The organism is Paenibacillus sp. PvP094, assembly GCF_040546835.1.
Classification (GTDB): Bacteria; Bacillota; Bacilli; order Paenibacillales; family Paenibacillaceae; genus Paenibacillus; species Paenibacillus illinoisensis.
Genome location: NZ_JBEPOM010000001.1, coordinates 1,211,570 through 1,223,610, shown reverse-complemented (window position 1 = coordinate 1,223,610; position 12,041 = coordinate 1,211,570). Strand labels below are relative to the sequence as shown.

Genomic DNA, 12,041 nt, shown 5'->3' with positions numbered 1-12,041 from the left:
TTGTTTACGAATTAGAATATGTAGAAAGAGAGGGGAGTTCCCTCTCTTTTTTTATTTGTCTTTTGAGCAGTGTCACCCTCTGAAAAATATCTCTTGAATCTCCTGTTACTGGAGGTTTTAGGATATGAACTAGAAGAGCTGCTGCGCGATCAATATCAATTCCATTGCAGCAGACAAGGGGGATAAGCAAGATGAGGACGATGTAAACGATCCAGCGGTTTACGGAACAGCCTTCAATTTAAATGCTGCAGCTGCCTTAAGGAAATGATCAAGCCCAGTTTAAATTTCACCCATCTCGGTTACAAAGAAAAGAGTGCCACTTTTATGAAACCCAACTATAAATAAATTGAAATTTACACATTTTATTTAAATTGAACTTCACATCTACACATTAACGTAGAGGGCAGAGAAAACCTGGAGAAATGAAATGTTCGCCTTTATCACCGAATTTTCTCCTTCTAAAGGAATACAAAAAATTGGGGGATAACAGCGATCGGAAGGTTGTTCTGACCGCGCAGTGACCCGTGTAGAATCCATTGGTTCTATTTTTAGAGAGTGTAAATTTACCCGAGGAGGAATTGAACATGGCTAATCAAGACCAGCATACTGTACAAGATCCGACGACACAATATCCGAAGGCAACATCAGAATGGAAACAGCAGCAGGAAGAGCCGGGACTTCAGCGCGAGATGACACCTGTGCCTGATGCAGGCGAAAAGAGCTACAAAGGCAGCGGACGTCTGACTGGACGCAAAGCCGTAGTAACCGGGGCAGACAGCGGAATTGGCCGTGCGGCGGCCATTGCATTTGCCCGTGAAGGCGCGGATGTTGTGCTGTCTTATCTTCCTGAAGAAGAAGCGGATGCCAAAGAAGTGGTACAGCTGATTGAAGAAGCAGGCCGTAAGGCTGTTGCAATTCCTGGTGACCTGAAGGATGAGAACTATTGCAAGCAGCTCATTGAGTCTGCCGTTAAGGAGCTTGGCGGGATCGATATTCTTGCCAACGTGGCAGGTAAACAGCAGTTTGTGGAACAGATTGCGGATCTGACTACAGAGCAATTCGATGCGACATTCAAAACGAATGTGTACTCCATGTTCTGGCTCTGCAAAGCGGCTGTAAAACATATGAAACCAGGCAGTTCCATCATCAATACATCGTCCATTCAGGCGTACAGTCCTTCACCAATCCTGCTGGATTATGCAACGACGAAGGCGGCCATCAATACGTTCAGCAAAGCACTGGCTCAGCAGGTCGGTAGCAAAGGTATCCGCGTGAATGTTGTAGCGCCAGGTCCGGTATGGACACCGCTTCAGGTGGTTGGCGGACAGCCGGTCGAGAAGCTGGCAGAGTTCGGCTCCAACACGCCACTTGGCCGGGCAGGACAACCTGCCGAGATGGCACCTGCCTTTGTATTCCTGGCGAGCCAGGAATCCAGTTACGTGAGCGGTGAGACCCTGAATGCCAACGGTGGTACCGTTAGTCCGTAACAGGAGACCGTAAATGGGCCCTAAATGGTTAGCTTGTTAAGCAAAGAACTCCATTCCCGATATGGGTGATGGAGTTCTTTATGTTCTGGTTATTATTTTTGTTCCGGATTGGTTTCCAGAATCGTGTAACTGCCCAGCGTTGCCAGTTGTGCCGTGTTCAGCAGGGCTTCATCCACCGCAGCAAGTGCTTCGCCTGCTGCTGTCATTAATTCATCGGAGTCAACAGGAGAGGCAAATCTCAGAATAACCCGTTTCTCCCCATTTTTCAGTTCACTCTCCGTCTTTGTTTTATATTCATTGACCGAAGCGACTTCGAGTTCATTTTGCACATAATAGTCATTCGTATCACTTTCACCATGAAACAGTTCGAGTTCGGAATCGATCCAGTAATCTTGATCCGCTATCGTTTCCTGACTTGCAGCCGTCTCATCGTTTGCATTGTATAGGAAGTAGGGAATACCGGAGTTGGTCAGGTTGTTCGTGGCATCTACGTGGAACCATTCATTTCCGATTTTGACCTTGTTCCATGCATGAGGAACACCACTAGATGCTCCTGTTACGACAATGCTGTCCAATCCGGACAGATCGGAGAGCAGTTTGTAGACGGAAGCATAGCTGGCGCATACACCAACCCCTTTGACCAGAATACCGTAGGTGGTGAATGAGTCGTTAAACTGAGCGTCTACATTTTTGAAGTTGTTTTGCTCCGCACTTTCCAGTGCTGCATCGTCATACTTCGCATTATCATTCAAATAATCATAGATGGCTTTTCGTTTCTCATCATCCTTCATGCCATCCTTGATGATGGAAGCAACAACTTCGTTTGCTTTGGCAATAATCTCGCCTTGTTTCTTCTGGATGACATCTGGAGATTCATTGTAATGAATGGTGAGCGTCAACGTATCATAGTTGTATTCGAACCCTTCAACGCCGAGAATCAATGGATTCTGATACATCACTTTCAGGACAACATCCGAGAGCGTTGTGAAATTTTGGGCTTCGGGAAAAGCTTTCAATGAGATTTGATCTTCAGCAGCAATCATGTTTTTGGCCAGCACTTCTTCCAGTGCAGAATCCGCATTGATGAGTTTATCACCTGCAGCCGGTTCAGGAACGGTTTCCTGGTTGCCTTCTTCAACATTCTGCTGTGTGTTCGATTTCTGTTCGTCCACCAGGTTTGCTTCTGCCGTTTCAGGGTTAGAAGCAGGAGCTTGTTCAGGACCTTCTTCAGTAGTCGTGTCCACTTCATCTTCAGGTGCTGGAACAGCAGTCGTTGTAGACTCTTCAGGCACAGTCTCTGTTGCAGTCTCCGATGCAGGCCCATCATTATTGTTAATGATGGTTGGCACATCAGGTGCAGGGACGTAAGGTGTGTCATTTTTTGGTTCAACCAGTCCGTTACTGGACTCCGCGACCGTTTGTTGATCCAATTTGGCCAAGTCTTCTTGGGTTACAGATTCTACCCGTACGTAGCTCTTAAGAGCGGTTCCTTTGATATGAAAAGGAATGTTCGTTTCGTTGAACTCCGAGATATCTACATTCGCAATATCATAAACAATTGATCCTTGGGAGAAGGAACCATCGATGTGCTCAATACTTGTTGTTTTCGGCAATTCGTTTGTGTTCTTCAATTTCTTCATATAGAGCTGTTCTTTTAGAGCCATGGGCAGCTGGTTAGAGAGAGGAGCAGTAGCTACACCGTTACTAAAATTCGATTCCTTGTCCCCACTGACAGCAGTGACGTAGTATTCACCCTTCATCCCATGGTTCTGATAGGATGTCGTTAGTTCATTCATGATACCAAGGCCGCCTTTGCCATCCTCATTGAAATCATTGAAGGATGTCTCGGTTGTCGTCGCTACGACCAGCGGATTGCTTCCATTGTAAGCTTTCTCTGCCCCTTGCAGGGGAACATTGTTTGTTTCAAAAATAACGGTTCGATCGGCACGATTATAGATTTTGTACTCTGCTGCGCCCTCTACCTTGTCCCAGGTAAGCGTGAACCGTTTATCCTTGTCGATCTCATACTTCAGATTCGGAACAGGCAGCTCGGATTTTACTGTAAAAGGAATAATCATGGGTTGATCAAGAAGTGTCAGCTTCTCAGCATCTGGATTATAATTCAGACGAATGTAATAGATGGGGGCACCACCCCATGTATTTTGTTCTTGAGCTTTCAGCTTCTCCGAGCTTAATACACCCCATCCGAGAGGTTTTATCGAAATGCTATTATCATTGATTTGCGGTATGGCATAGACTTTACTTGCTTCCAAGGCTTTAATATCGGTATGTACACTTATCATGTCACTTGCTTGAAGACGACTGGTTTTTAGGTCAGCCTTAAATGTAAACTTGAATTCTTCGTCTTGAGCTACGTTATACATGGGCATAATCGATGGGCTTGATTCGGAGCCGTATTTTTGCTTCAAACTCAATATGGTAGAGCCTTCTAACGTTTCTGTGGGATTATTGTCGCTTGGACTGCTCTCCTTGTCATTGCTCTGGCATCCAGCCAGCAGCAGGGTAAGGGTAAACAATATTACGAATAGACGTTTCATGATACACCACTTTCTGGTTTTTCTTGTTCATACACCTGACATTATCATTTATGGTAAAAATCAATCCGAATTCTCTTATCAGCAAAACCTCCTATTAATTACCTAAAGTCTTTTGCTAGTTTATGGTTATATAGTCTCATTGTCAAGGTATGCTAATAGGGATAATAGTCCCGTAGAACAGTAGAACAGATTGATCTCCCACCATGGAATGGATGTTAGAATAAGGGAAGATATAGAAGGCTGGGTTTCAGATGTAGTAGAAAATCCAATGTAAACGGAGTGGCGTGCAATGACCCCTGAACAGATTGTCAGAGCTTTTTTCAAGGAGGTACGGTCAGGTCGTAACCTTGATTATGCTGATACATTGATGGCCGAACAGGTACTGGCCCATCAGGTGATATCGGAAGAGGAAGTGACAGTAAAAAGGACACCATACGAATATGCGGATCATGTGATAGAAATGATTCAGGCCTACGGTGAATTCTCACTTGAGATTCAGGAACTGATCGCCCAGGGCGATAAAGTGTATGTGCGCTGGAAACAAGAGGGTATACATATGGGAGAAGTGGACGGATACACACCAACCCATCGGCCGGTTATTGAAATTGCCAGTGCTGTATATCGCGTGGAAAATGAGCGGATTGCAGAATATTGGATTCAGATTGACAGGCTGGGCATCGAAAAACAATTGGAGCGCAATAAGAGCTGAGAATTCAGCTCTTTTTTTGTTAAATCGGAGCACCTAATCAGAAGTTTTATTTTTAATAGAATGTTTTGCGATGTTTATGAGCTGAGCAGGTGAATTCACATGAATTTTTTAAACATTTATCCGTGACTGTAAGCGTTCCCGTGTTATAATGAATGAAGTTGTATACAAGTTACTAAAACGTTTTCTGTCATTCCAATTTCATAACCCGAAAGAGAGGTTCAGTGATGATCAGAGCAACGAACGATAATGAATATTATGAGCTGACCAGTCCGACAAGTATGCCCAAGGCATCCGGATTTCTATGGAACGAAAAGATGATGATCCATATGAATTGCCGCGGATATGCTGTGGCGCAATTCATGCAGCCGGAGCCTGCCAAGTACTCGCATGCACCCAATCTGGAAGCGAAGACATTTATGCAGCCGGAGCAGCCGTATTATGCGCATCATCCGGGGAGATTTGTCTACATCAAGGATGAAGTAGGCGGAAACATTTTCTCGGCTCCATATGAGCCGGTGCGAAAACAGGCGGACAGCTATACATTCGCCGTGGGTAAACACGATATTCGCTGGAATGTTGTAAGCGATGACATTTCCATTGAGATGAGCCTGCGTCTGCCCAAAGCGGATGCCATGGAGCTGTGGCAAGTGAAGGTGAAGAACCTTTCCTCTCATAAACGCAAGCTGAGCATGTATCCGTATTTCACGGTTGGCTATATGTCATGGATGAATCAATCCGGTGAATATGTGGATGATTTGCAGGGAATCGTCTGCTCGTCCATTACGCCGTATCAGAAATATCAGGATTATGCCAAAATCAAAAATTACAGCGACAAGACCTACCTGCTTGCGGATCGCAAGCCTGCTTCATGGGAAGTGAATCACGAGCGTTTCGAGGGCGAGGGCGGCCTTCATGCTCCATCGGCATTGCAGCTGGACACCTTGGAGGGCGGGGATGCAAGGTATGAGACACCTGTTGCTGTCCTTCAGTACAGGTTGGAGCTCGAAGCTGGGGCTGAGCGGCAATACCGGTTTATCTTTGGCCCGGCTCATGATGAGGCAGAGATCGAACGCATCCGGCAGCAGTATTTTATCAAGCGGGATTATGAAGGATTGGATGGCTTTGCCTTGGCCGAACAGGAATATGCGGCTTACGTTGCAGAAGGACAGGGAAATATCCAGATCCAGACCCCGGATGACGGATTGAATAATTTTGTAAACCACTGGCTGCCACGCCAAATGTATTACCACGGCAAAACGAACCGGCTAACGACTGATCCGCAGACCCGGAACTATCTGCAGGATAACATGGGCATGAGTTACATTCAGCCCGCGATCGCACGTGAAGCCTTCCTGACAGCCCTGGCTCAGCAGCATGCAAGCGGCGCGATGCCGGATGGGATCATTTTGCACCCGGATGCCGAGCTCAAATACATCAACCAGGTTCCTCATACGGACCACTGTATCTGGCTTCCGGTCTGTATGCGTACGTATCTGGATGAGACGAATGATTACAGCATTTTGGAGGAGCAGGTTGCATTTGCCGACAGTGAAGAGAAAGCTTCTGTGCTGGAGCATATGAATCTGGCCATGCGCTGGCTGATTCAGGATCGTGACCACCGCGGCCTCAACTTCATTAACCAGGGCGACTGGTGTGATCCGATGAACATGGTGGGTTATAAGGGCAAAGGGGTATCCGGCTGGCTGACCATTGCAACGGCTTATGCGTTCAAGGTATGGGCGGATATTTCCGAGCAGGCCGGGCATACCGAGACAGCGAAGCAATTCCGTGAAGAAGCAGACCGGACCAACGCTGTAGCGAATGAGTATCTCTGGGATGGCGAATGGTATGCACGCGGAATAACGGATGATAATGTCGTTTTTGGCATCAGCAAGGATAAGGAAGGACGCATCTATATTAATCCTCAGGGTTGGGCGCTGATGAGCGGCGCAGCCGATGAGGAGAAGCGGAAGAAGCTGATCCGGGCAGTGGAGGAGCAATTGGAGACCCCATATGGTGTGGAGAAACTAGCACCGTCCTTCACCGCCATGCGGGAAGATGTGGGCCGGGTTACGCAAAAACATCCGGGCAGCGCCGAGAATGGGGCGGTCTACAACCACGCGGCTGCGTTCTACATCTATGCTCTGTATTTGGTTAATGAAAAGGAGAACGCGTATCGTCTCCTTCGCAAAATGATTCCTGGTCCCGATACCGAAGATATCCTCCAGCGGGGACAGTTACCTGTATTCATCCCCAATTATTATCGCGGGGCCTACAGACAATTTCCACGTACAGCCGGGCGCTCCAGCCATCTGTTCAACACAGGTACGGTACCTTGGGTGTATCGCTGCCTGATCGATGGACTGTTCGGATTGCAGGGTCATGCCGAAGGGCTGCTTGTCCGTCCACAATTACCTGCGGATTGGAATAAGGCTTCGGTGACCAGGTTGTTCCGTGGTGCCGAGCTGCAGGTGGAGATGAAACGGGATGCGGCTGTCCGAAAGACTGAAGTATATGTTAACGGTCAATTGATCGAAGGAGACATGATTAAGGATATCCAGGCTGGCAAGTCATACGAGGTATTGGTCAAGCTTCCTAAATCATAAGGAATAGATAAACTTGAAATGCCTTTCTTGTTTTTTTAAGAAAGGCATTTTTTATTAAAATATTTTATAGGCCAGGTTAAACCTTATGTCGATATTCGATAATTGTGAACCAATGTTTTATAACGAAGGTGGCGATTTCATTCGGAGATGATTTGCGGGGAGGATTGCTCAATGGCGCCGTTGAATACTCTCCATTGCAAGGGTTATAGTTATGGAGGGGGTTATGAGTTGTACGGAGTAGTGGCTCATTTTGACCAGGATACAGAGCTCTATATAAAGCAGGTTTGGAAAGAATTGAGTGATAATGCAGTTTCCAGGTATGCAGAAGAAGTACAGAATAGAAGACCTCATATTACCATAGCAGGTTATGACTCTGACGTAGATATCGACAAATTTATAAGCGATTTTGACTGCTTTTATGAATCTAAAAAACAACTTTCAATCACTATGAACTCAATAGGGACTTTTTTGAACACAGGAATTGTATTTCTTGCCCCTGTTCCTTCCCAAGAATTATTAACGTTTCATGCTAATCATCACCATTTCTTTGAAAAATACCGAATGAATGCTGAGTCTCAATATCTCCCCAATCATTGGATACCTCACTGTACAATAGCAAACCGATTAAACGATGAGAATTTAAAAGAAGCGATGGTTTACTGCACTAAAAGAATCGAAAGTCTACGTACTAATATCGTTGAAATATCAGTAATCAAAGCTATATACGAGAATGACAAATGTATAAAATCAACATCTATACATACGAAAGCTTTGCACTTTGTTTAAAATTACAACATAACCAAAGTATCGCCTCCCAAGACAACCGCCTCACTCACCAAGGCGGTTGTCTTAGCTCGAAAATCAACATTAGAATTTAGGATCAAGATTCGTGGAAATCCTTAACTCTATACCAATACGAGTAGATTTTCGAATAACCCAGTTTGGCGTAAAGTTTTATGGCGGGAGCGTTACTGGCTACAACCTGCAGATAGCTCGATGTGGCGCCTTGTTTTCTCCCCCAATGCAAGAGATGTAATATCATCTGTTCAGCGAACCCGCGATTCCGATAAGCGGCATCCGTAATGATATCATACAAGCCGATATAGCCACGCTCGACAACGCCCAGCCCACAAGCAACAACTTGCCCATCGACCAAGAGGGAAATGAAACCCGTACTTGTACGGATGTTGGACAGCATCTGTGTCATTGTTTCCCGCTTCCCTTCGTGTACCTGATTCAATCGGCAAAAGTGATCCAGCCACTCCTGGGTCAACTGCTCATCGATTTGTACAAAAGGGTACTCCGGTTCCTTCAGCTCTTCCAGACTGCGCACCTGCATGTTGGTGTGATCCACAATGGAATACCCTCTGTCCTGCAGAAGCTGATCCAGGTGATCCGGCTTGCTAAATGGTGTGATTTTGAAAATGGTACTAAGCTGATGGGAAGCGTAGATTCGCTCGCACTCGTCTATCTTGGCAAATACATCGTGGGTAGAATCATAGATGGGTTGTATGGAGTTGGCACGCTTCGTGTATCCGTTGGCAAAACGTAAAATCCATCCATCATAGAACAAGGTAGACAAGGTCTGCCAGTGATTGAGGGATAATTCCTCAATGATTTTGTGGCCATTCTCAGTGATTTGCTTCATACGGTATCCTCCATTTATATGAGACTGAATTCAGTATGTTTTAAATAATAATACATAATAATGAATAATAATACAGTTTTATTTAACAAATATCTATCTATTGTTTGTGCAGATCACCTTGGGATGGTATACAATCGTTAATGAATGGATAACAAAAAAAGAAGCGGAGCACAGCATGCTAACGATTAAACTAAACGAACACATCATTCAATGCCATGTGGTATATGGCAAAGGCAAGAAGGTTTCCATCACGATGGACCTGCCCTACATGGTAACGATTAAGGCACCTACTGGCACGAGCAATGAAATGATTCAGCAGCTTGTAGAGCAGCATGGTGAAATCATATTGAAGAAATCGGCACTAATGCAGCGGGCCCTGGAAGGACCGCAGGCCAAAGACTACGAGGAAGAAGGCAGCGGGAAGTTTTTGCTTCTGGGCAAGGAATATGCCCTGCATGAGTTAATTAAGGTTGAAGGGTTGTCCGAGGATGAGCTGCGGGCGAATCTGAAGAAATTTTATTTTGCCGAGTGTAAGAGAGTCATTGGTGAACGTATTGGTCCATACCAACAGGAGCTGAAGGTCAAGCCAAAGTCTGTAGACATTGTGGAATCCCCCACCAAGTGGGGCAGCTGTAGCTGGGACAAAAAGCTCACGTTTAACTATCGTCTGGCCATGGCACCACCGGAAGTCATTGATTATGTCATTATCCATGAGCTGTGCCATATTCATCATATGAACCATGATCGCTCCTTCTGGCGCCGCGTTGGCAGTATCATGCCGGACTACAAGACGAAGGAAGATTATCTGATGCGCAATGGCCGGGCCATGACGTTGTGAAAAAAATAAATCCATATCACGAGTTCATGAATCGTGGTGGAAGGAGTTCAGGATGGCTGAGGGTAACCATTATTCTGCACTGGTCGATGAATATATTTCGGGGTTCGCTCCGGATGTACAGGTCAGACTGCAGGCATTAAGACAGATTATTCGCGAAGCGGCTCCGAATGCGGAGGAGAAGATCAGCTACCAGATGCCAACGTATGCGCTGCACGGGAATCTGGTCCATTTTGCCGCATATAAGAACCATATCGGATTCTATCCGGCGCCCAGTGGAATCGAGGCATTCCGGGATGAACTCTCTGTCTATAAAGGCGCTAAAGGCTCGGTGCAGTTTCCCCTGAATCAACCCTTGCCCGAAGAGCTTATCCGCCGGATTGTGGGATTTCGGGTGAAGGAAAATGTGGAGAAGGCAGTGGAAAAGAAACGAAAGAAGTAGCATTGTATTAAAGGAATAGATAGACCGCTATCTTTGGCGAAGAGGGCGGTCTTTTTTGTGTTTAAAAATCATGTTCGTGGGGTCAGCGATAGCCGACTGGTTGAATTCAGCGATTTTTCAGTTAGAGCCATTATACTGTTTTCGAATCCTGTACTCGAAAAGGAGTTTTGGCATGTCTAAGGTGATCCATAAGACGCTTTATCTCATTCTTATTTTCTTTGTTGGTTTGTTTATTGTTTCGTCTTTATTCGTTCGGGCGCAGTATAATTATGGACTTTATGGAGACAATCCGATTCTGGGAACCCAGCAATGGAGTATTTTCCTTCCGGTCATCCTCCTGCTTCTGTTAGCGGGTATTGGCTTGTACCGTCTTTGCCTGAGATTGAACAAGTACAGTCCAAAGGTCGTTATTCCCGTGGTTTTGCTATGTTCCATGGCGATTCAGATCGCGATTATCTTTGTGTTTCCAAGAGTGCCGACGGATGATTCCCAGACAGTAGTTTCTCTTGCAATGAGCATGCTCTACGAACAGGATTATTCCTCGTTTGAAACGGGTGGATATCTTCACATGTTCCCGTTTAACTTTTCCATCGTGCTCTATTTAAAAACACTGCTATACCTGTTCCCGGATAACTATCTGGTGATCAAGCTGTTTAATATTCTGTTCTCAACGTTAACCACCTTTATGATTTATCTCATTTATAAGCAGCTGAACCCCCAATCTAAGGAACGGGATTACGGCGTTTTGATTTTTGCAGCGACGTACTTGCCTTCCTTATTCTTGAACAACCTGATTTATAACGATGTGATTGCGACGGCATTTCTGACATCCTGTTTATACTTTTTGCTTCGGTTTGTACGCGAAAGATCATGGAAAGCCATTCTCTTTGCTGCCGTTCTTCTCGCAATCGGAAACTACTTCCGAAGCATTGGTGCGATTGTGCTGATTGCTGCTATCTTGTACATTCTGCTGAACATGCGGAGTATCGGGTTCAAGAAGGTGCTTGGCTCCATCGCCGTACTGGCTGTTCTGTTTAATGTCCCAGGCTGGACCCAGAAGGCCGTGCTGCAGTCCATAGGTACGGTAAGCGAACCGGTCGGCGAGAATTCGGCCCCCGTCTATATGTGGCTGAACATGGGGATTAACCTCGAACGATTCGGATTCTGGGACAATATGGAGAGCTACCAAATCTATCAGAGACAGGCCAATTACAATAAGGCCGTCAGCACAGCATTATTTAAGCAGGAGATTGAATCGAAGCTCTCGGAAGCGAGTGCCAGTGAACTGATTCAGATGTATTACAAAAAGATCATATGGACCTGGACTGAAGGCACGTACCAGATGGATCGATACGGGATCGGTAATGAAAGTGCCTCAGGCATGGGAAGAGGAAGAGCAGGCGGAATTGCGGGCTCCTATAGTTACACCAATGGGGTAACGGACCTGTTCCAGGGGGATTCAGTCTATCGAACGGGTGTGCTTTGGGTGGTATATGTGATGAACTTCCTGATGTACTGTTTTATTTTCGTTCGGTTGGTCCGAGGCATTCGTCTTAAGCGATATGATGAGGTTTCCCTGATTCTGGTGGTTCTCGGATTTATCGGATTCTACATCCTGTGGGAGATCAAATCGCGCTATATCTATCCGGTATATCCGTTGCTTGTTGTGTTGTCCTATATGGGGTTCAAGGATGCGTATGAATTGGTGTTCCAAAGAAAACTCGGCTGGGGACAGCCATCCCTGGGAAAAAGGTGA

General features: G+C 45.8%; 9 protein-coding genes. 7 read left to right on the top strand and 2 right to left on the bottom strand.

The window, feature by feature from the left end:
• The first annotated feature begins 584 nt into the window (after nucleotides 1–584).
• Entirely contained in the window at nucleotides 585–1,487 is a 903-nt protein-coding gene (locus tag ABIC22_RS05755) for an SDR family oxidoreductase (RefSeq protein WP_354479222.1), read from the top strand.
• A 92-nt stretch (nucleotides 1,488–1,579) separates the two neighbouring features.
• Here ABIC22_RS05755 and ABIC22_RS05750 read toward each other — a convergent pair whose 3' ends face one another.
• On the bottom strand, nucleotides 1,580–4,045 hold the full coding sequence (locus tag ABIC22_RS05750) for a transglutaminase domain-containing protein (protein ID WP_354479220.1): 2,466 nt from the start codon (nucleotides 4,043–4,045) through the stop codon (nucleotides 1,580–1,582).
• A 289-nt stretch (nucleotides 4,046–4,334) separates the two neighbouring features.
• Here ABIC22_RS05750 and ABIC22_RS05745 point away from each other — a divergent pair, with 289 nt between their 5' ends.
• From ABIC22_RS05745 to ABIC22_RS05735, 3 genes are all read left to right on the top strand, one after another.
• Complete coding sequence (locus ABIC22_RS05745; protein ID WP_354479217.1) at nucleotides 4,335–4,754, top strand: ester cyclase; 420 nt, start codon at nucleotides 4,335–4,337, stop codon at nucleotides 4,752–4,754.
• Nucleotides 4,755–4,978: 224 nt separating this feature from the next.
• Nucleotides 4,979–7,360 (top strand): GH36-type glycosyl hydrolase domain-containing protein, encoded by a 2,382-nt coding sequence (locus tag ABIC22_RS05740; RefSeq protein ID WP_354479214.1) that lies wholly within the window; start codon nucleotides 4,979–4,981, stop codon nucleotides 7,358–7,360.
• A 171-nt stretch (nucleotides 7,361–7,531) separates the two neighbouring features.
• Complete coding sequence (locus ABIC22_RS05735) at nucleotides 7,532–8,146, top strand: 2'-5' RNA ligase family protein (RefSeq protein ID WP_354479211.1); 615 nt, start codon at nucleotides 7,532–7,534, stop codon at nucleotides 8,144–8,146.
• Between the two features lie 94 nt (nucleotides 8,147–8,240).
• Here ABIC22_RS05735 and ABIC22_RS05730 read toward each other — a convergent pair whose 3' ends face one another.
• Nucleotides 8,241–9,008, bottom strand: coding sequence for a GNAT family N-acetyltransferase (locus ABIC22_RS05730; protein WP_354479208.1), 768 nt, complete (start codon nucleotides 9,006–9,008; stop codon nucleotides 8,241–8,243).
• Nucleotides 9,009–9,183: 175 nt separating this feature from the next.
• Here ABIC22_RS05730 and ABIC22_RS05725 point away from each other — a divergent pair, with 175 nt between their 5' ends.
• The 3 genes from ABIC22_RS05725 (at nucleotide 9,184) to ABIC22_RS05715 (ending at nucleotide 12,041) form a co-directional block, all read left to right on the top strand.
• Nucleotides 9,184–9,846 carry a M48 family metallopeptidase gene (locus tag ABIC22_RS05725; protein WP_354479206.1) on the top strand — a complete coding sequence of 221 codons (663 nt, stop codon included), beginning with the start codon at nucleotides 9,184–9,186 and terminating at the stop codon, nucleotides 9,844–9,846.
• Between the two features lie 52 nt (nucleotides 9,847–9,898).
• Nucleotides 9,899–10,285: an iron chaperone gene (locus ABIC22_RS05720; RefSeq protein WP_127538391.1), complete on the top strand. Its 387-nt coding sequence runs from the start codon at nucleotides 9,899–9,901 to the stop codon at nucleotides 10,283–10,285.
• A 172-nt stretch (nucleotides 10,286–10,457) separates the two neighbouring features.
• The gene (locus ABIC22_RS05715) at nucleotides 10,458–12,041 is read left to right on the top strand and encodes a glycosyltransferase family 39 protein (protein WP_354479202.1); all 1,584 of its coding nucleotides are present in this window, start codon (nucleotides 10,458–10,460) and stop codon (nucleotides 12,039–12,041) included.